At 39.5% G+C, this 19,354-nt stretch carries 20 protein-coding genes; 10 read left to right on the top strand and 10 right to left on the bottom strand.

Annotated features, from left to right (window positions below; translation table 11 throughout):
* Positions 1-5: 5 nt before the first annotated feature.
* The 5 genes from C3V42_RS03105 to glyQ are packed head-to-tail and all read right to left on the bottom strand — an operon-like array spanning position 6 to position 3,334.
* Positions 6-1,271 (bottom strand): histidine-type phosphatase, encoded by a 1,266-nt coding sequence (locus tag C3V42_RS03105; protein WP_106013608.1) that lies wholly within the window; start codon positions 1,269-1,271, stop codon positions 6-8.
* Positions 1,272-1,280: 9 nt separating this feature from the next.
* Positions 1,281-1,727 carry a hypothetical protein gene (locus C3V42_RS03100; protein WP_046939701.1) on the bottom strand — a complete coding sequence of 149 codons (447 nt, stop codon included), beginning with the start codon at positions 1,725-1,727 and terminating at the stop codon, positions 1,281-1,283.
* Complete coding sequence (locus C3V42_RS03095; protein ID WP_106013607.1) at positions 1,727-2,071, bottom strand: hypothetical protein; 345 nt, start codon at positions 2,069-2,071, stop codon at positions 1,727-1,729. Before C3V42_RS03095 ends, C3V42_RS03100 begins: the two co-directional genes overlap by 1 nt.
* Positions 2,072-2,107: 36 nt before the next feature.
* Positions 2,108-2,368, bottom strand: coding sequence for a hypothetical protein (locus C3V42_RS03090; RefSeq protein ID WP_009500831.1), 261 nt, complete (start codon positions 2,366-2,368; stop codon positions 2,108-2,110).
* Between the two features lie 57 nt (positions 2,369-2,425).
* Positions 2,426-3,334, bottom strand: a complete 909-nt coding sequence (glyQ, locus tag C3V42_RS03085) for a glycine--tRNA ligase subunit alpha (RefSeq protein WP_106013606.1) — start codon at positions 3,332-3,334, stop codon at positions 2,426-2,428.
* 198 nt (positions 3,335-3,532) lie between these two features.
* On the opposite strand from glyQ, the gene C3V42_RS03080 reads away from it, so the two are divergent.
* The 4 genes from C3V42_RS03080 to C3V42_RS03065 all read left to right on the top strand — a co-directional run bounded on the left by C3V42_RS03080 (position 3,533) and on the right by C3V42_RS03065 (position 8,056).
* Complete coding sequence (locus C3V42_RS03080; RefSeq protein WP_106013605.1) at positions 3,533-5,455, top strand: TonB-dependent receptor; 1,923 nt, start codon at positions 3,533-3,535, stop codon at positions 5,453-5,455.
* 73 nt (positions 5,456-5,528) lie between these two features.
* On the top strand, positions 5,529-6,314 hold the full coding sequence (locus C3V42_RS03075) for a helical backbone metal receptor (protein WP_106013604.1): 786 nt from the start codon (positions 5,529-5,531) through the stop codon (positions 6,312-6,314).
* A gap of 27 nt (positions 6,315-6,341) precedes the next feature.
* On the top strand, positions 6,342-7,319 hold the full coding sequence (locus C3V42_RS03070) for an iron ABC transporter permease (protein ID WP_106013603.1): 978 nt from the start codon (positions 6,342-6,344) through the stop codon (positions 7,317-7,319).
* Entirely contained in the window at positions 7,319-8,056 is a 738-nt protein-coding gene (locus C3V42_RS03065; RefSeq protein WP_106013602.1) for an ABC transporter ATP-binding protein, read from the top strand. Before C3V42_RS03070 ends, C3V42_RS03065 begins: the two co-directional genes overlap by 1 nt.
* 47 nt (positions 8,057-8,103) lie before the next feature.
* On the opposite strand, the gene C3V42_RS03060 is transcribed toward C3V42_RS03065, so the two are convergent.
* Positions 8,104-8,571 (bottom strand): hypothetical protein, encoded by a 468-nt coding sequence (locus C3V42_RS03060; protein ID WP_106013601.1) that lies wholly within the window; start codon positions 8,569-8,571, stop codon positions 8,104-8,106.
* Positions 8,572-8,762: 191 nt separating this feature from the next.
* Between C3V42_RS03060 and C3V42_RS03055 the strand changes: the two genes are divergently transcribed.
* Together C3V42_RS03055 and C3V42_RS03050 are read left to right on the top strand one after the other, a co-directional pair.
* Positions 8,763-9,965, top strand: a complete 1,203-nt coding sequence (locus C3V42_RS03055; RefSeq protein WP_106013600.1) for an ATP-binding protein — start codon at positions 8,763-8,765, stop codon at positions 9,963-9,965.
* 152 nt (positions 9,966-10,117) lie between these two features.
* The gene (locus C3V42_RS03050; protein WP_106013599.1) at positions 10,118-10,846 is read left to right on the top strand and encodes a hypothetical protein; all 729 of its coding nucleotides are present in this window, start codon (positions 10,118-10,120) and stop codon (positions 10,844-10,846) included.
* Between the two features lie 249 nt (positions 10,847-11,095).
* Here the strand turns inward: C3V42_RS03050 and C3V42_RS03045 are convergent, their stop codons facing one another.
* Together C3V42_RS03045 and metH are read right to left on the bottom strand one after the other, a co-directional pair.
* Positions 11,096-11,797 carry a DUF4145 domain-containing protein gene (locus tag C3V42_RS03045; RefSeq protein WP_106013598.1) on the bottom strand — a complete coding sequence of 234 codons (702 nt, stop codon included), beginning with the start codon at positions 11,795-11,797 and terminating at the stop codon, positions 11,096-11,098.
* Positions 11,798-11,916: 119 nt separating this feature from the next.
* The gene (gene metH / locus C3V42_RS03040) at positions 11,917-15,609 is read right to left on the bottom strand and encodes a methionine synthase (protein WP_106013597.1); all 3,693 of its coding nucleotides are present in this window, start codon (positions 15,607-15,609) and stop codon (positions 11,917-11,919) included.
* A gap of 230 nt (positions 15,610-15,839) precedes the next feature.
* Between metH and C3V42_RS03035 the strand changes: the two genes are divergently transcribed.
* From C3V42_RS03035 to C3V42_RS03025, 3 genes are read left to right on the top strand one after another with little or no spacing between them, the layout of a single operon-like run.
* Positions 15,840-16,949: a transglutaminase family protein gene (locus C3V42_RS03035; RefSeq protein ID WP_106013596.1), complete on the top strand. Its 1,110-nt coding sequence runs from the start codon at positions 15,840-15,842 to the stop codon at positions 16,947-16,949.
* Positions 16,924-17,286, top strand: coding sequence for a hypothetical protein (locus C3V42_RS03030; RefSeq protein WP_164994217.1), 363 nt, complete (start codon positions 16,924-16,926; stop codon positions 17,284-17,286). Before C3V42_RS03035 ends, C3V42_RS03030 begins: the two co-directional genes overlap by 26 nt.
* 8 nt (positions 17,287-17,294) lie before the next feature.
* Positions 17,295-17,573, top strand: a complete 279-nt coding sequence (locus tag C3V42_RS03025) for a heavy-metal-associated domain-containing protein (RefSeq protein WP_106013595.1) — start codon at positions 17,295-17,297, stop codon at positions 17,571-17,573.
* 65 nt (positions 17,574-17,638) lie between these two features.
* On the opposite strand, the gene sodC is transcribed toward C3V42_RS03025, so the two are convergent.
* Both sodC and folB read right to left on the bottom strand, forming a co-directional pair.
* Positions 17,639-18,211, bottom strand: a complete 573-nt coding sequence (sodC, locus tag C3V42_RS03020) for a superoxide dismutase family protein (RefSeq protein ID WP_005626862.1) — start codon at positions 18,209-18,211, stop codon at positions 17,639-17,641.
* An 87-nt stretch (positions 18,212-18,298) separates the two neighbouring features.
* Positions 18,299-18,655 (bottom strand): dihydroneopterin aldolase, encoded by a 357-nt coding sequence (gene folB / locus C3V42_RS03015; protein WP_065246561.1) that lies wholly within the window; start codon positions 18,653-18,655, stop codon positions 18,299-18,301.
* Positions 18,656-18,737: 82 nt separating this feature from the next.
* Here folB and plsY point away from each other — a divergent pair, with 82 nt between their 5' ends.
* Positions 18,738-19,337: a glycerol-3-phosphate 1-O-acyltransferase PlsY gene (plsY, locus tag C3V42_RS03010; protein WP_106013594.1), complete on the top strand. Its 600-nt coding sequence runs from the start codon at positions 18,738-18,740 to the stop codon at positions 19,335-19,337.
* Positions 19,338-19,354: the final 17 nt, after the last annotated feature.

The following is a 19,354-nucleotide window of genomic DNA, read 5'->3' as shown; positions in this document are numbered from 1 at the left end:
GAAAACTATTTCTTACCGTTTTTAATACTCTCCCTTAACACCTGTTGAAAACGCTCATAATCACAAAAACCATGTTCATCTTTTTCACAGCCTTTGAGGGTTAATGCTGTTTGGTTTGGTGGTGTCGCTAAACTTAATGGAGTGATATTAATCAGCTGTTCAGTGGTTTGATAAACATAATCCAACTTAAATTTGAGTTTGCCACTTGGTTTGTGTTTCCACACTTCAAATAGTAACTTGCCACCGATTGGGATATTTTCCAATGAATCATTCAATTCATAAGGTTCAACACCTAGTGCTGCCAGCAGAGCGACGATATTAGAATCGTGTCCAACCAATAAGTTAATTTTGTTTTCACTGTTTAGCTGTTGCTGAATAAATGCTAACAACGGATATGAGACATTTTGTGCTAACGCTTCGTTATTTTTAAATAAAGTGCGGTAATATTCGTTTTTAATTTCGTTAATCGCACGCCATTTTTCTTGGCTATCCACACGGCCGTTTGCGATTTCTGAAGCAGGCTTACCCACATAATGCGCGAGCAATAATGCACTGACAATTTTCTTTCCTTTGCTGATAGAGCCAGTAATTTTGACTGACTTGCCGTCTTTAATACTGTATTCACCGACTTTTCCACCTAAATCACACTCGCCTTTTTGTAAGCAGTTTGGTGAATTTTTATAATCGATGATTTCACTCAATAGCGTATAATTTGGCGCTAATTTTTGCTGTAAAGCGGTTAAATCAACGTTATTTTTTGCAGATTCAATCAAGGCTTTGCTTGGATTATGCGCTTGCGTTTTAAAAATCGGATCTTTTTCTGAACCAATTTTACCGTGATGTTGCAGTTGAACATTACAGCCGGCAAATGCGCCAGAAACAATCGCTTGCCCTGTTGCAATGGTGCGTTGCACACCATTCGCATAAGCGAAAATACCTTCGCCCGATGCACAACGTTCTGTCGTTAATAACCCTTTATCCGCAAGCCATTGACCTAAATATTGTCCGAAGTAGGTTTCTAATACTGTACCTTTTGCCGTGAGATAACCTGATGGCACATCCCATTTCGCCCATTCATAAGGGGAATATTTCGCCATTTCTTGCGGATCTTTTTCCACTGGTGAACGCAACCCATGTCGGCTAAAAATCAATACTTTCTCTAATTCATAATCAGAACTTGAGGAATTTGAGCCATTTTCTGTTGCCAACGCACTACTAGCTAAAGCTGAGCCAAGCAAAAGTGCGGTGAATTTTAGGGTTATTTTTTTCATATTCGATACCTAATCATTTAGTGTTGAAATTGAGCTATAAAAATTCAAGGCATATTTGGTGCCGTAAACTAACACCATAAATACTGCAACAATATTGACTACCGCAAAAAAGATTAGTTGTTTACTGTTGCTCTCCACCCAGAGCATTTTAAATAATGCGAGCGTACCAATATTTTCATCAAGTTCGCTCTCTCCGCTTAGTGTTCTTAAGGTTTTCAGCATCTCGCGTACAAAAGCGACAGTATTTATTGCCATGACGCTGAGTGCAATAAATCCAGAAGCGAGGCATAAAAACAGCACTGGTACATCACTCCACCCCCAATGTACCCAATCCAGCTCAGAAAACATAAATAATGCCAGTGATAAAAATAACACTGCAGGCGTTAAATTTCGTAGAAACATTAAATAGTCATCGCCAATTTTAAATAAAAATTGTAAAAAACTGACTTTCTTCATTACTTACGAATCTTCCAACTTGTCTTGGTTTTCATTAAACGCACTTTACCATCTTTTGAGATATAGCCGCCTTTTACCACATCTAAAATCGTATTTTCTGGAAAATCAGACGCAAACACTTCAACCTGTTGCTTATCTTCCGAAAGAATGCCATAAACCGCTTGGGTTTTATTCGCAGGATCGTCTAGCTTAATATCCGCCACATCAAACACTTGTACACAGGCTTTTTTCAAATAAGAATAAGACTGTCCCGCACTTGGTAAGCAACCGTGAGCATCTGTTTCACCGCCCACAGTTGGCATTTCAGCTTGTGGTTGCGCATTGCTACAAGCGGTCAAAATCATCGCTGAAGTTGCAAGAGCTAACGTTTTTTTATCACTTTAGAAAATCTCTTTTAATTTGGATTCATCTAAAACAACATCGCCATTTAGTAATAACAACGCAGGAATACCTAAATAGCCATTTGCTTTCGAGTTATCAAATTCTGCATTACTATCGCGTAAACGAATGAATTGTTTGAGATTAGGTAATGAAGTCATAATTTCTACTTCATCGTAATCCACGCCTAAGCGATCCAACTCCGCAACAAATGGCGCGGTATCTGGGCATGTTTCTGCATAAAAAAGAATGGGTTTGCTCATTTTGCTCTCCTAAAGTGCGGTCAAATTTCACCGCACTTTTGTGAATTTGTTTAAGCCTTATTTTTTACAACCAGGGAAACCTAAGGCTTCACGGCTTGCATAATAGGCTTCCGCCACGCCTTTAGTTAAGGCACGAATGCGTAAAATATAGCGCTGGCGTTCGGTTACCGAAATTGCTTTACGTGCATCTAACAAGTTAAAGCTGTGTGCCGCTTTCAAAATACGCTCATAAGCTGGCAATGGTAACGGTTTTTCTAAGGCTAATAACTCTTGTGCCTCTTTTTCGTATTGATCGAAGCAGTAGAATAAGAAATCGGTATCGGCATATTCAAAGTTGTAAGTTGATTGTTCCACTTCGTTTTGATGGAACACATCACCGTAAGTGGTTTTGCCAAGCGGGCCGTCAGACCAAACTAAGTCATACACAGAATCTACGCCTTGAATGTACATGGCCAAACGCTCTAAACCGTAAGTCACCTCACCCGTTACAGGTTTACATTCTAAGCCGCCCACTTGTTGGAAATAGGTAAATTGAGTCACTTCCATGCCGTTTAACCATACTTCCCAGCCCAAGCCCCATGCACCTAAAGTTGGGTTTTCCCAGTTATCTTCTACGAAACGAATGTCGTTTTTGGTCGGATCGAAGCCAAGCATTTCAAGCGAGCCTAAATAAAGTTCTTGAATATTATCTGGAGAAGGTTTGATTACCACTTGAAATTGGTAGTAATGCTGTAAACGGTTTGGGTTTTCGCCATAGCGACCATCCGTTGGACGACGTGAAGGTTGCACATAAGCAAATGCCATCGGCTCTGGGCCTAATGCGCGTAATGCGGTCATTGGGTGAGAGGTACCTGCGCCCACTTCCATATCAAACGGCTGAACAATGGTGCAGCCTTGGTTTGCCCAATATTCTTGCAGGGCTAAAATCATACCCTGGAATGTTTTTACGTTAAATTTTGTGCTCATAATCGTTGATCTAATGTGATTAAAAATGCCCGCATTATACTTTAAAGCGCAAGGCGGATAAAGGTGAAAAAGTGCGGTCAAAAAACGAATTTTTTTACAAAATGAACAAAATTTTTAAAGTAAATGAAAATTCTCAACTAGGAAATGAATGTCTATTGTGCCAAAATAGCGCACTTTTTAAAAAGAGGAACCAACTTAATGAAAACTAACTTAATTACTACCGCACTTTTATTGAGTGCATCGGCTTTTGTACAAGCTGAAACCAAAACCGAGCTTGAACCGATCAATGTGTATTCAGCATCCGCAACCCCTATTAGCCTTCATCAAACAGCGTCGTCTGTTACCGTATTAACAGAAAAAGATTTTGCAGAGCGTAATGCGACTTATGTGAGTGATGTATTAAAAACTGTGCCAAGCCTAGCTGTGAGCGCCTCTGGTGGTCGTGGCACATTGACCAACGTATTTTTACGTGGTGCAGATGCAAACCACACCGCAGTCATTATTGATGGTGTGAAAGTGAATCCTGTTTCTGGTTATGGCTTTGATTTCGGTGGCTTAGCATTAAGTAACATTGACCGCATCGAAGTATTACGTGGCGAACAATCTGCCCTTTGGGGAAGTGATGCCATGGGTGGTGTAATTTATATCACCACGAAGAAAGGCCTAGAAAAAGGCAAAACCTTCAATGTCGATTACGATTTTGGCACAGGCTCTAATCGTACGGTAGATGGTTCATTAACCCTTTCAGGTTCAAACAACGGTTTCTATTATGCTTTACACGGTGACAGCCACCATACCAAAGGCATTTCAGCACTCAGCAAAAACCGCTTTAACTACACTGCGCAAGATGGCACAGCAGTGAGTACTGGTGGTTCAACCGAACGCGACAAATTCCACCGTGATAATGCTTCTCTTCGTTTCGGCTATGACGATAACCAAAAAGGTTTTGATTTATTAACCTCTCACAGCAGCCAAACCGCTAACTTTGATAACAGCGCAACGGATGAAAAAGGCCACTACACCCGCACACGTGAAACCTTATTCAAATTAAGTGGTTTCTTGGGTAACGATGATGAATTGCTTAAACACAAAGTGGGTGTAAGTCATATCAAAACTGACAGTGATACCGTTGGATACACATCGGCTTACGATGCGAAAAAACTCAATGCAAACTATCAATTAGACGTCAATTTTGATCGTGAAGGCACTCTCACACAAGGTTTAAGCTTCTTAACTGACTATCAAAAAACAGATTTTAACTCGTCTTATTTCAACAATGCTGGCAATAAGAAGCTTGTTGAGAAAAGCTTAGCAGCTGAATATCGTCTATTACACGATGCGGATCACAACTTAAATATTAGCGGCCGTTACACTGACAGCTCTGAATACGAAAACTCATGGACTGGCCGTATCGCAGGCGCTTACCGTTTACACAATAACGTGAAAGCACACGCAAGTTTCGGTTCAGCGATTCAAAACCCGACGATTACTGAATATTACGGTTACAACGCGCGCTATATCGGCAACCCGAATTTACAACCTGAGAAAAGTTTAGGGGGCGATGTTGGCTTCTTATTTGAAACCAATGATGAGCGTCACAGCTTTGATGTAACTTATTTCGCTCGTAACGTGAAAAACGCAATTAGCAGTAAAGTGATCAATTTTACTACTTATGCAAGCCAAGCGATAAACCTTGAAGGTATTAGTAAAGTTAAAGGCATTGAAGTAGCTTATAACGGCAAAATTACCGACACATTAACTACTTATGCAAACTACACCTACACTCAAACCCGAGACAGTAAAGGTGTTGAATTAGCACGTCGTCCAAAACATTTGGCGAACGCGGGCTTAGCATACCAAATCACAGAAAAATTAGGTGCGGATGTAAATGTATCTTACACAGGCAAACGCATGGATACCTACTATTCACCGACCTACAGCACGCATAAAGTGAAATTGCCATCTTACACCTTGGCAAACTTAGGCGTGAACTATAAAGTGGCGGATAGTTTGACGATTTATGCAAATCTTAACAACGTATTCAATAAAAAATATGAAAACGTACTTGGCTATGGCCAAGAAGGACGTAATGTTTACGTTGGGTTGAAAGGATCGTTCTAATTATTATCCACATATAAGGGCGTGCTTAGCACGCCTTTTTACATTCTTGATGGCGTAGCGTATCATTATCTATATGCAAAAAACTCGTTTAATTTTAACCGCACTTTTCTTGCCATTGACTTCGCATGCGTCGGAGCAATTTGTCTCGCTCACGCTTTGTAGCGATCGTCTTTTGTCGGAAATTGCGCGCCCTGAGCAAATTGCAGCACAGTCTCCTTATTCTAAAAATCCCTTGATGATGTTGGATAAACTCAATGTGGATAAGCCAACACTTGAGCCACAACTCACCACATTATTGCCCTATCTCGATAAAACGTTTCTTATCAATGAAACCTTTTATCCACAACTTGTGGCAGATTTGAAAAAACTCGGGGCAAAAATTGAACCAATTAATGACACGCCACAAACGGCAGAAGAATTATTTGGGCTAATATTGCACTTGGGCAAACTTACGGGTAACGAAACGCATGCGAAATCTTTAATCGATAAACTTAAATTACAAGATTCTCGGCTCAATCTATCACTCACTGACACATTAATACTTTCAGATACAGGCATTGTAGAAACTTATACGCCACAGTATCCCACTTTACTTAACTTGCTAGGCTTAACCCCGCTAAAAACACCACTTACGGCACAAAATTTTTCTCTTGAAAAAGTGTTACGAGCTGAACCCAACGTGTTGATTGAAATCAGCGACCAACAAAGTTATAACGAACAAGCGGAACTACTTAAACATCCGCTTTTGCAAAATCTTTTTAAAAATCGACCGCACTTTCGTATTCCAATGAAATATACTTATTGCTTTGATCACGGCGTGTGGCAAGGGGCGGAAAAGATTTATCAACAGTTAAAATGATATTTGAATTACATAGGAAATTGTTCATTGACTAAAACACTAAAATTAAATACCGCACTTTTCTTAGCGTTGCTGTTAATTAGCGGGTTTGCAATTTATCATCAGCTCGGCGATTTTGCTCATCTCAAAAATGCCGATGGTGTGCTCACGGATATGCGCTCGCTCGTATTCCTTGATATTCGCCTACCGCGCATCGGATTAGCCATTTTAACTGGTGCAAGTCTTGCTTTAGCGGGCAATGCAATGCAGGGAATATTTCAAAATCCACTGGCAAGCCCTGGCTTGTTGGGAAGTAGTGCCGGTGCAACCACTACCAGTGTCTTTTTGCTTTACTATTTTTCCGTACCCTTAAGTCTGTTGCTTATTGGCGGTGTAGCTGGAGCATTATCTAGTTTTTTATTGGTTTATTTAATCGCTAAAAATCATGGCACAACGGCGATGATTTTAAGTGGTTTAGCCGTCAATATGTTGCTCTCGGCTGCCGTCGCATTGCTACTTTCGAACGCAGAAAGCCCATGGGCGTTAGCTGAACTCTACCGCTGGCTACAAGGTTCTCTTGTGTGGGCAAAACTTGATACACTACTTATTTCACTTCCAATCGCATTATTGGGATTGTTCTGTTTATATCGAGAACGCCGCTATATTGACTTGCTCACCTTCGGTGAAGAAACCGCGAGCACAATGGGCGTGAATCCTAAACGTAGCTTTTTCATCACGACCTTTGGTGTTGCATTATTAGTTGGTGCTACGATTCCGCAAACAGGCACTATCGGTTTTATTGGCTTAATCGCACCGCACTTTGCTCGCCTTCTGCTAAAAAAACGCCCTTCGCAACTTTACATTACCAGTGCATTACTTGGCGCATTATTGCTACTTATTGCGGATCTTTGCGTGCAATATATTCCAATCTTCTCACATATTTATATTGGCACTCTCATCGCAATCATTGGCGCACCTTGCTTAATTTGGATTTTAATTACGGAGCAACGCAAGTTAGCAAGATAATGATTAGAATCGAAAACCTTTCTCAGCCTTATGGCTTAAACAACATCAGCTGCACACTTCCTAAAGGAAAACTGCTCGGCATTATGGGCGCAAACGGTGCAGGCAAATCAACTTTGCTCAAAACAATTGCAGGAATTTTACCTATTGCAAAAGGTGAAATTTATTTTGGAAACAGCCCGTTAAGCAAAATGAGTACAGCTGAAAAAAGCCAGCAACTCGCTTATCTGGCGCAAGATACCAATATCCATTGGGATTTATCGGTTTATGATGTCATTGCTCTTGGCTTAAATTCACCATTATCCTCAGTAAAAGAGCGGTCAAAAATCACAGAGATTTCACAAAAATTTTCGATAGCACATTTGCTTAATAAATCCTTTCAGAAACTATCAGGCGGAGAAAAAGCCCGTGTACAACTTGCTCGTTGTTGTATCAAAAATGCGCCGCTATTGCTTGCCGATGAACCAATCGCACCACTCGATCCCTATTATCAAATAGATATGATGGAACAATTAAAATCGCTCACGCCACAGCATACTTGCGTTGTAGCGATCCATCATTTATCCCTTGCATATAAATACTGTGATGAAGTGATTTTGCTCGACAAAGGCAAAATCATTGCGACAGGCAAAACACAAGCGGTGCTAAATTCAGCGAATCTTGCAAAAGCCTTTGATATAAGCGTGAAATTTGATGTAGAAAGAAGAGAGATTTATGGAATAGAGAAATTGGAAAACTAATTCCAATTTCTCATTTCGGTGAAAGTAAAAGTTATTTTCGAGAAAAATCAACCGCCCTTACAAATCAACCAAGGAACTTGCTTGCCTTGTTGATTCTTGTAGTAAATTGAACTTTGAGATCGCGCGATTAAATCCACATAACTTCCTTGAATCGGATCATACGAACGATAAACCACTTCAAATTTTGTACCGCGCGCATTCAGTGTCAGCGTGTATGAATGATCAAAAGGCACCGCCTTGCCATTATCTAGCTGGAAATAAAACCCGAAGTTATCTTTCATACGGCTTTCACGCGACAGAGGGAAATAAGTCGTTAAATGAGAAATTCCCCCAGTTTCTTTATTACTACAACGATAATGATATGGCTTGTAATTAACAGAATTATTTAACTCATTTTGACTAATATTATTCTTTAAAAATCGAGATTTAACCGTTTTCTTCGGCTGATGTGTTGTGGTACAAGCAAATAAACTCACAAGGACACCCACAAACAACGCCATCTTTAATTTATTCATAAATACAAAATTCCGAGAAATAAGAAAGCGCGTATGATAGCGGAAATTGGGGATTGTGCAAGGGATTGGAATGAGACTAAAAAACCGCAACAAAAACTGGGAATGTAATTCCAAATACACGCAAAAAAATAAAATATGGAAATTAACTTCCAAATTTTGTAAACTTTTTACAAATATGAAATTAACTTCTAATGAGTAAAACAATGATCTCTCGTGAAAATTATTTACAGCAACTAATTCAATTTAAAGATACCGATTTTATCAAAGTGATCTCGGGTGTTCGTCGTTCTGGTAAATCAGTGCTACTCATGCAATACCGTGATTACCTTCAACAACAAGGCATTGCTTCCGAAAACATTCTTTATCTCAATTTTGAATCTTTTGAATATCAATGGGTGAAAGACGCTCAAGATTTCCAACAGCTTATTCAAGAAAAAATGCTCTCCTCTCAAGAGAAAACTTACTTTCTGATTGATGAAATTCAGTTTGTAGAAGGTTGGCAAAAAATCGTCAATGCGCTTCGTGTGAGTTTTAACACCGATATCGTGATTACAGGTTCCAATGCCAACTTGCTTTCCGGTGAGCTTGCAACCTTGTTAAGCGGTCGGTATGTAGAAATCAAAATTTACCCGCTTTCTTTCAAAGAATTTTTGCACGCCAAAAATGTGGATAGCCAATCAAGATTGGTGGATAAACTCTATTCAGAATATGAAAAATATGGCGGTTTTCCTAGTGTTGCTATTGCTGATGAACCTTTAAAAGAAACGATTTTATCTGGTATTTTTGATTCCATTGTGCTGAATGACATTGCTCATCGCGCTGGCGTGAAAGATACCCATATTCTTAAAAGCGTGATTCTCTTTTTGGCGGATAACGTAGGGCAATTGGTGAATCCGAGCAAAATTAGCAACACGCTCACGTCAGAACGTGTTCCCACCTCAAACCATACGATCAGCAAATATCTTGATTTGTTAGAAAATGCTTTCCTTTTCTATAAAGCAAAACAATATGATATTCGCGGAAAAGGCTATTTAAAAACCAATGCGAAATATTTTATTGTGGATAACGGGTTAAGGCGACACGCCATCGGCAAAAAAGGTGCGAATTATGCCAATCGCTTAGAAAATATCGTCTTTATTGAATTGCTTAGACGAGGTTATACCATTGATGTGGGTAAACTCGACAGCAAAGAAATTGATTTTATTGCCCGAAAAGCCGATGAGATTTTATATGTGCAAGTCGCCTTTGAAATCCCTGAAAATACCCACGAAACAGATAATCTTTTGCATATTAAAAATAATTATAAAAAGATCTTAATTACGGGAAAATATTACGAACAAACAGAGATTGATGGGATTGAAGTGATTTATGTGGTGGATTGGTTGCTGCAATAAATCCAAAACGTTGAAAATTTTTACCGCAATTTTTTGTGTTTAAAGCTTATGCGATGCGAGTTTCCTAATGTGTGCCTTGGAAATTAAATAAAGTGCAGTCAGTTTTTGAAGTATTTTTTAGTGAAATTGGGGTTATAATAAAAGGACAAAAAATGAAACATATATGTGTGTTTATTTCTATTTTAACTTGTTTGTATTTGGCTGGTGAATTAATTTTACAAAATGCCACTCTAGCGAAAGTAGTTCATAATATCGAAGATAAATATAAGAGCTTTAATGATTTTATTAAAGATTCATTGGTAAGGGACTTACTAATCAAATTGAGTAAGCTCGCAAAAATTATTACGTTATTTACATTTACAATATTTCTGTTCATATCTAATATATACCATAATCTTGTAAAAGATCTAAGCTTTCTTCTTTACTTACTACTAGGTTCATTTTATGTATGGTTATCTATATCTTGGGTATTAAATCATAAGATTGAAGTTAATAAATTAATTCATAAAGAGCTAATTTTATTTGTACTTACACCTATAGTTATACTATTCTTAGACTACATCATGAGTTCAAACAACCTTCTTATATTAGATGATATAATAAAAGGGCAGTTTAAACTCACAAGTATAATAGATCAAAATGATAGTTTATATAAAGTAAAAATTGCACTAATGTATACACTTTCCATAATGGCAATTATCTTGGTTTATTATATATTAATTTGGTTGATTACTTTCCCTATATTTATTTTCATTTTTTTAATATTCAAAAGTATTATTCAATTATCAAAAATGATAGATAAACTTTTTCCCAAAAAGCCTCTTGTAGGTATAGCGGTTATTCTGTTTGTCTTAAGCAGTTTATATTTATACTATTCTTAAGTAAAGCTGGATTAGAGTGGAATAAATTCCACTCTGTGATACATCGTGTGACTAATTTTCGATGAGTTTCTACTTTATCGCCACGAAAGATACCGCCAGCGTCCACACTGGTGCTATTTAATAAACATTGCAAATTGTATTTTAACCGTTGGCAGAGTCAATGTTCAAAATCCGTTGGATTTTCTGACCGCACTTTTAGTTGATAGGCACAAGCGAAGACGCTTGCGCCATCAAGGGGGAGAGAAGTTACTAATTTGTATTTTCGGTTACATTTTCTTTTGAATCATCTGGGATCATTGCTGGTAATGTAAAGGTATAACGCAAGAATAATTGAGTGAATATTCGAAGTTCATTCAATTCATCTAAAGAAAACTCATTATAAGTATGTGAAGCATCTGCGCTTAAAGAGCGAATATGCAATGCGAAATTTTTAAGATCCTCTGTAAGTTTTCCATTTTTAAAAAGATTTTCAATTCGTTTGTCTAATCTAGCTCGAGAATCATTTTCAGCTAACTCACATAGTGCTCGTTCTAGTGTAGTTCGGTATGCATTACCAGATACTTTAATAAAATTAGGCTTAGCTTTAACTTGCATATATAATTCTTCCGCGGTCTTGAGTTCATCAATGACACGATCAGGTAAATTTTCTGGGATTTCTGCCTTAAGTTGATTATTAGGTTGAAATTTTATATATCCAGTATATGCTTCCCCTAGATTATAATTAGTAGAACTATCTAATTTAGCTCTAAATTCACTAATGGTCGTGTGTCCATAATCATAGCCATTATTAAGTTTTATATCTGAAATCATGCTGCGATCACAGGTATTACAAGTTGCTAATATAGAAAATATTGATTCATTACGATATTTTTTATTTTCATAATAAGTTCTTACTTCAAACCCACTATTTTCAGTTCCACAATGAGGGCAATTATATTTAAAGGTAATCATGTAATTCTCCAATAATCAAATATTATTTGATGATAAGGTAAATATAAGCTTTACAAATAAATTTGTGAAATTATTAAAATTCAACATATTGAGTAGCGTTAGTCCATCCTATATTTTACCTACTTCATCGCCACACCCAACCACTTCATCATCTCCCTCTCATCCCAACCTTTACGTTTGGCATAATCTTTAGCTTGATCTTCATCAATGCGACCAAGTGTGAAATAGTTACTTGCCGGATGGGTGAAGTACCAACCGCAGACAGAAGCAGCCGGCCACATGGCGTAGCTTTCGGTGAGTTTCATGCCTATGCGTTGTTCTACTTCTAATAAATCCCAAATCAAGGTTTTTTCGGTATGTTCCGGGCAGCTTGGATAGCCCGGAGCAGGGCGGATGCCGACATAGTTTTCATTGATTAACCCTTGGTTGTCGAATTCCTCTTGCGTGTAGCCCCAAATGCGGGTGCGGAGCTCAAAGTGCAGGTATTCTGCCATGGCTTCCGCTAAGCGGTCGCCCACTGCTTGTAGTAAGATAGCGTTGTAGTCGTCGCCCGCTGCTTTATAGCCTTCCACTAATTCCATTTCTTCAATACCCGCACAGACGGCAAACATACCGAACCAGTCTTTTTTACCGCTTTTGCGATCAGCAATAAAGTCGCTTAAGCAGAAGTTAAATGGGCTCTTGCTGTTTTTGCCACGTTCCGTTTGTTGGCGTAAGCCGTAAGCGGTGCCAATGGTTTGTGTGCGTTCTTCATCAGAAAATAGCACCACATCATCGCCCACACGTTCCGCAGGAAAAATACCTAAAATACCGCTTGGGTTTAGTTTGTGGTTTTGCTCTAATTCATCTAAAACGACTTGTGCATCATTCCATACACGACGGGCTTCTTCTCCACCCTCAGGATAATCAAAGGCATCCGGATAGCCACCCATTAATCCCCAAATACGGAAGAATGGCGACCAGTCGATAAATTTGCGCAGCTCGGCAATTGGTACGTTTTTAAATTCCACAATGCTGGTTTGTTTTGGTGTTGGCGGCACATAATCTGCCCATTCACCACTAAAGCCATCAAAGCGGTTTGCTCGTGCTTCTTCAATGCTAAGCTGTTTACGCAGTGGTTTACGGTTAGAGAAAGATTGCTGAATTTTCTCATAATCTTTCTTGAATTGTTCCCACAATGCCGCACGCCCTTCCGGGTTCATCAACGTGGCACACACCGTTACCGCACGAGATGCGTTCGAGGTATAGAACACACCATGTTGCTTGTATTTTGGATAAAGTTTAATGGCGGTATGTTCTTTGGAGGTCGTTGCACCGCCAATCAAGACAGGCAAATCCAAACCTAAACGTGTCATTTCGCCGAGGAAGTATTCCATTTCGTCTAAAGATGGCGTAATCAAACCGCTCAAGCCGATAATATCCGCTTTTTCATCAATCGCCGTTTGAATGATCTTGTCCGCCGGCACCATCACGCCTAAATCAATCACTTCAAAGTTATTACATTGCAACACCACGCTCACGATGTTTTTGCCAATGTCATGCACGTCACCTTTCACGGTGGCGATCACCACTTTGCCGTTGCTGGAGCCTTTTTGTTTGGTCGCGTTAATAAACGGCTCTAAATACGCCACGGATTGTTTCATCACTCGTGCGGATTTTACCACTTGCGGCAGAAACATTTTGCCGTCGCCAAACAAATCGCCCACCACATCCATGCCCGCCATGAGTGGGCCTTCGATCACCTCTAACGGTGTTGGCAATTTTTGGCGGGCTTCTTCGGTGTCTTCGATGATGTGCGTGGTAATGCCTTTCACGAGGGCATGTTTCAAGCGCTCTTCCACCGGCCACGTACGCCATTCGGCCACAGAATCCACCGCACTTTCGTCGTTACCTTGGTTGCGATATTTTTCCGCAATATCCAGTAAACGTTCTGTACCATCCGGTGTACGGTTTAATACGGCATCTTCGATTACATTACGCAATTCAGGATCAAGATCATCATAAATGGCAAGTTGCCCCGCATTCACGATCCCCATGTCCATGCCTTGTTTGATGGCGTGATAGAGGAATACTGCGTGAATAGCTTCACGCATTACGTTGTTGCCACGGAAGGAGAAGGACACGTTTGACACACCGCCCGAAATTTTCGCATGCGGTAAAGAGCGTTTAATACGACCCGTGGCATTAATGAAATCCACGCCGTAGTTATTGTGTTCTTCAATCCCGGTGCCGATGGCGAAAATATTCGGGTCGAAAATAATATCTTCCGGCGGGAAGCCAACTTGCTCGACTAAGATGTTATAGGCACGGGTACAGATTTCCACTTTACGCTCTTCGGTATCGGCTTGCCCCACTTCATCAAATGCCATCACCACAACGGCCGCGCCGTATTTACGCACCAATTTAGCCTGATGAATAAATTTTTCCTCGCCTTCTTTTAAGGAAATAGAGTTCACAATTGGTTTACCTTGCACCGATTGCAAGCCTGCTTCAATCACTTCCCATTTGGAGGAGTCGATCATCACCGGCACTTTTGCTGCATCAGGCTCGGTTGCCATAATATTGAGGAAACGGGTCATGCATTTTTTGCCGTCAAGCAAGGCTTCGTCCATGTTCACGTCGATCACTTGTGCGCCGTTTTCCACTTGGTTGATGGCAATTTCAATGGCTTCGGCAAATTTGTCTTCTTTAATTAAGCGTTTGAATTTTGCCGAACCTGTCACATTATTACGCTCGCCCACGTTCACAAATAGGCTTTCATCATCAATGTTGAGTGGTTCTAAACCCGATAAACGCATGGCGGTTTTAATTTGTGGCAATTTGCGTGGCGGGATATTTTCTACCGCTTCAGCAAAGGCTTTAATATGTTCCGGTGTAGTGCCGCAACAACCGCCGATAATGTTCACAAAGCCACTTTCTGCCCACTCTTTTAAATGAGCAGCCATCTCTTCTGCCTCTAAATCATAACCACCAAAAGCATTCGGCAAGCCCGCGTTCGGATGCACAGAAACATAGGTTTCACTGATTTTTGAAAGCTGTTCCACATATTGACGTAATTCTTTTGGACCTAAAGCACAGTTCAAACCGAAAGTGAGCGGTTTTGCGTGACGGAGGGAGTTATAGAAAGCCTCGGTTGTCTGCCCTGAAAGGGTACGCCCTGAAGCATCGGTAATGGTGCCGGAAATCATGATTGGCAATTCTACGCCTAATTCTTCGAATACACTTTCAATGGCAAAAACTGCCGCTTTAGCGTTAAGCGTGTCAAAAATGGTTTCGATCATAATTAAATCCGCACCACCTTCGATTAAGCCTTTTGTTGCTTGGGCATAAGCATCCACCAACTCCATAAAAGTAACATTGCGGAAACCGGGATCATTTACATCGGGTGAAATGGAAGCAGTACGGTTTGTTGGGCCTAACACGCCGGCGATAAAGCGAGGTTTTTCTGGCGTACTATATTTATCTGCTGCCGAACGAGCTAATTTTGCGCCAACAAAATTGAGTTCATAAGCGATAGATTGCAAGTCGTAATCCGCTTGAGCAATCGTCGTTGAACTAAAAGTATTGGTTTCAATAATATCTGCACCCGCTGCCAAATATTTCTCATGAATAGCGGAAATTAACAGGGGTTGGGTTAAGGTGAGCAAGTCATTATTGCCACGTAAATCAACCTCACTTTCTTTAAAACGCTCGCCTCTAAAATCAGCCTCAGTAAGTTTGTATTTTTGGATCATCGTCCCCATCGCACCATCTAAAATGAGAATACGATTTTCTAGAGCTTGTTTAAGTTGAGCGGTTTTATTCACCATCATTATTTTGTTCCGTAAATCTTAATAAATAACGAGGGAATAATAGGTGTAAGGGCTAGGGGTGTCAAATGTTAGAAGGAAAGTGCGGTTGGAAAATAAAATATTTTTTATATAGGAAAAATAAAAAGTTTACGCAAAACGGTTGAATTATTGCTCAAAAATCCGTTAGCATAGTAGCGTATTAGTTTATCTAATATGTTAAGTTTAACTATTATTAACTAGAGGATCTCTTCATGAAGAAACTTATCGCAGTTGCGGTGCTTTCTGCATGTGGCTCGTTAGCTCATGCAAACACCAATATTCCAAACTACAATACAGACACCCATCTTTACGAATTCACGCAAACCTATGATTTAGTTGTGCCAAAAGGCTCGCAAGGACAAACCAATTTATGGGTTCCATTGCCATTTAATGGGGAATACCAACAGGTGAAATCAATTCACTTTGAAGGTAATTACATGAATGCCTATGTAACAGAAAACAATAAATACGGTGCGAAAACCTTGTTTGCCACTTGGGATAAAGATGCACAAAAACGTGATTTAAAAGTCACTATGGTCATTGAAACAAAAGACCGTGAGCCAATGGTGAAAGGTGCTTTAGAGAATTATACTCCGCCAAAAGATATTCAGTATTCCGTGGATGTACAAGAGTACTTAAAAGCTACTCAACACATTAAAACTGATGGCATAGTGAAAGAATTTGCTGACAAAATCGTAGGTAAAGAAACGAATCCATTGAAAAAAGCAGAACTTATTCACCATTGGATCGTAAAAAATATGGAACGTGATAATTCTGTATTAGGTTGTGGCGACGGCGATGTAGAAAAAATTCTTACCACTGGCGTATTAAAAGGTAAATGTACCGATATTAATTCTGTATTTGTGGCACTTGCTCGTGCGGCAGGCATCCCAGCTCGTGAAATTTTTGGTATTCGCTTAGGTGCGGCAGAGAAAATGGGCAAATATTCCAAAGGTGCTTTCGGTAGTGCGAATGAACATGGAATCGCAAACGTAAGTGGTGGCCAACACTGTCGAGCTGAATTCTACCTTGCAGGGTTTGGATGGGTACCAGTTGATTCCGCAGACGTTGCCAAAATGCGCTTAGCAGAGAAAAAATCTGTTGAAGATAAAGATACACAAGCCGTAGCAAAATATTTGTTTGGTAACTGGGAAGCAAACTGGGTCGGATTTAATCATGCTCGTGACTTCGATTTATATCCACAACCAGAACTGGCTCCAATCAATAACTTCGGCTATCCATATGCAGAAGTAGGTGGCGATCCGTTAAATTCCTTTGATCCAAAAGAATTTAAATATGACTACGTCTCTAAAAAACTCTAATAAATCCTTTTGGGTTGCCATAGCCACCGCACTTAGCGCCGCGGTGGCATCAACTTTGTGCTGCATCGCACCATTAATCTATTTAGTGTTCGGCGTATCATCTACTTGGTTGATTGGCTTAGGCGAATATGATTATTTGCGTATTCCAATGCTCATTATTTCATTATGTGCCTTTGCCTATGGATTTTGGCTGTTGATGTTTTCCAAAAAAATCATTTGTAGCAAATATATTTCCCGTAAAAAACTCATCATTTTATATTGGATTGTATTTATCGTGATGATTTTTTTCTTAACCTATCCAACAATTTTGCCTTGGATTTTAGAATTAGCTAATTAGGAATAAAAATGAAGAAATTATGTATCGCACTTTTGCTTTCGTTGTTTGCAATTTCTTTCGCTCATGCGAATGAAACCAAACAAATTATGCTAAAAGTAAAAGAAATGAATTGCCAGCTTTGCGCTTACTTAGTGAATAAAGAGTTACGAAATATTGATGGCGTAATTTCAACAAAAGCATCTATTAAAGATGGTTTAGTGACGGTTGTGGAAGATCCCAAAGTCACAAACCAGCAATTATTCGATGCGATTCATAAGCTGAAATATACTGCTGAAGTCGTGAATTAAACGCTAAATATCTAACAAAAAAGTGCGGTGAAAATTCACCGCACTTTTCGTTTCGAACAATCGAATTATTTAATCACGCCACATGCCATACGTGGGCCGCCACCGCCAAGTGGAGCTGGATGATCGGAGTGATTATCACCACCAGCATGGATCATAATAGAGTGACCGCGAACATCATCTAAATGTTTAAGACGTGGTGCTAAAACAGGGTTAGTCGCTGTACCATCATGTAATACAGTTAATGCAGGTAAATCACCTAAGTGTGCATCATCTTGCCATGGGTAACCGTGTTGTTTTGCACCTTTAGGATCCCAGTGACCGCCTGCGCCTAAACCAGCAGTCAATTTACCCTCTTTTTCTTTTGGCTCACAGCTTGGGTTTTCATGGATGTGGAAACCATGTAAGCCTTCGCTTAATCCTTGTAAATTAGGGGTAAACACAAGACCATAGTTAGATTCAGTAATAGTCACTGTACCCACATCTTTGTTACCATTTACTGGATCAAGTTGTTGCACTTTCACTTCAATAGAAGCACCTTTTGGTGCCATATTGTGATCATGATTATGCTCATGTGCTTGCGCAACACCAACTGAACATACCGCACTAACCGCTAGTGCTAATAAGGTTTTCATATTCATTGCAATCTCCTTTATTGCAGTAAAAACTCATGACTATTTTAGTCAATTTCGTTTAAAAAGCCGACAAGTTTTTACGAAAATTTTACATTATTTTAAACATCCACGTACAATCAATACGCCAACATTTCGAGCTTGCGCAACAGCTTTCGGTTTACTCAGTTTAATTTTTAATCCTTGAAGTTGATAACGCGACTCAAGTAAATCTGCCACTTCATAAGCCACTCGCTCAATCAACAAGAAAGGTTTACTTTCCACATAATCAATTATCACTTGGCTTACTTCAGCATAATTCAAACAATATGCAACATCATCCGTTTCCGCAGCTTGTTTACAATCCCAAGCCATTTCCAAATCAAACACAAGTTTTTGCTTAATTTGCTGTTCCCAATCATATACACCGATTTGTGCAAAAACAGTCAATTCTTCAATAAAAACACGATCCATAAGATTTCCTCTAAAATTATTGTAGGCGTATGCTATCAACTTTGGGTAGAATAACGAATAATTTTTCTTGCTGGAGTACAAAATGAGCCTTTTCGCCCTTTCTTATATGCTTTGTGCCTATCTTTTAGGCTCTATTTCCAGTGCTATTCTAATTTGTCGCGTTGCAGGCTTGCCTGATCCTCGTCAAAATGGCTCATGTACCCCAGATGTAACAAATGTATTTCGTATTGGTAATTATTGGGCTGCATTAATTGTATTAATCCTTGATCTTTTAAAGGGGATGCTCCCCGTATGGGCTGGTTATTATTTAGGTTTAACTCAATTTGAATTAGGTATGGTTGCTTTAGCTGCATGTTTAGGCCATATTTTCCCACTGTTCTTTCAATTTAAGGGAGGAAAAGGTGTACCGACTGCATTTGGTGCGATAGCACCTATTTCATGGGCTGTTGCGGGTTCAATGTTTGGAACGTGGATATTGATCTTTCTTGTTAGTCGTTATGCATCATTAAGTGCCGTACTTGCGGCATTGCTTGTGCCTTTTTATGTATGGTGGTTTAAACCTGAATTTACTTTCCCTGTTGCTTTAGTTTGTTGTTTATTGATTTATCGTCATCACGATAATATTCAACGTTTATGGCGAGGTCAGGAAGATAAAGTTTGGAGTCAACTAAAAAAGAAGTAAGAAAATAACCGCACTTT

It is taken from the genome of Haemophilus sp. oral taxon 036, assembly GCF_002998595.1.
GTDB classification, from domain to species: Bacteria; Pseudomonadota; Gammaproteobacteria; order Enterobacterales; family Pasteurellaceae; genus Haemophilus; species Haemophilus haemolyticus_K.
The sequence above is the reverse complement of the archived record's forward strand: the minus strand, read 5'-3'. Positions and strand labels throughout refer to the sequence as shown.

Coding starts and splice junctions, on each gene's coding strand:
- C3V42_RS03105 (WP_106013608.1), bottom strand. CDS start 1,271: ATGAAAAAAATAACCCTAAAATTCACCGCACTTTTGCTTGGCTCAGCT.
- C3V42_RS03100 (WP_046939701.1), bottom strand. CDS start 1,727: ATGAAGAAAGTCAGTTTTTTACAATTTTTATTTAAAATTGGCGATGAC.
- C3V42_RS03095 (WP_106013607.1), bottom strand. CDS start 2,071: ATGATTTTGACCGCTTGTAGCAATGCGCAACCACAAGCTGAAATGCCA.
- C3V42_RS03090 (WP_009500831.1), bottom strand. CDS start 2,368: ATGAGCAAACCCATTCTTTTTTATGCAGAAACATGCCCAGATACCGCG.
- glyQ (WP_106013606.1), bottom strand. CDS start 3,334: ATGAGCACAAAATTTAACGTAAAAACATTCCAGGGTATGATTTTAGCC.
- C3V42_RS03080 (WP_106013605.1), top strand. CDS start 3,533: ATGAAAACTAACTTAATTACTACCGCACTTTTATTGAGTGCATCGGCT.
- C3V42_RS03075 (WP_106013604.1), top strand. CDS start 5,529: ATGCAAAAAACTCGTTTAATTTTAACCGCACTTTTCTTGCCATTGACT.
- C3V42_RS03065 (WP_106013602.1), top strand. CDS start 7,319: ATGATTAGAATCGAAAACCTTTCTCAGCCTTATGGCTTAAACAACATC.
- C3V42_RS03060 (WP_106013601.1), bottom strand. CDS start 8,571: ATGAATAAATTAAAGATGGCGTTGTTTGTGGGTGTCCTTGTGAGTTTA.
- C3V42_RS03055 (WP_106013600.1), top strand. CDS start 8,763: ATGAGTAAAACAATGATCTCTCGTGAAAATTATTTACAGCAACTAATT.
- C3V42_RS03050 (WP_106013599.1), top strand. CDS start 10,118: ATGAAACATATATGTGTGTTTATTTCTATTTTAACTTGTTTGTATTTG.
- C3V42_RS03045 (WP_106013598.1), bottom strand. CDS start 11,797: ATGATTACCTTTAAATATAATTGCCCTCATTGTGGAACTGAAAATAGT.
- metH (WP_106013597.1), bottom strand. CDS start 15,609: ATGATGGTGAATAAAACCGCTCAACTTAAACAAGCTCTAGAAAATCGT.
- C3V42_RS03035 (WP_106013596.1), top strand. CDS start 15,840: ATGAAGAAACTTATCGCAGTTGCGGTGCTTTCTGCATGTGGCTCGTTA.
- C3V42_RS03030 (WP_164994217.1), top strand. CDS start 16,924: ATGACTACGTCTCTAAAAAACTCTAATAAATCCTTTTGGGTTGCCATA.
- C3V42_RS03025 (WP_106013595.1), top strand. CDS start 17,295: ATGAAGAAATTATGTATCGCACTTTTGCTTTCGTTGTTTGCAATTTCT.
- sodC (WP_005626862.1), bottom strand. CDS start 18,211: ATGAATATGAAAACCTTATTAGCACTAGCGGTTAGTGCGGTATGTTCA.
- folB (WP_065246561.1), bottom strand. CDS start 18,655: ATGGATCGTGTTTTTATTGAAGAATTGACTGTTTTTGCACAAATCGGT.
- plsY (WP_106013594.1), top strand. CDS start 18,738: ATGAGCCTTTTCGCCCTTTCTTATATGCTTTGTGCCTATCTTTTAGGC.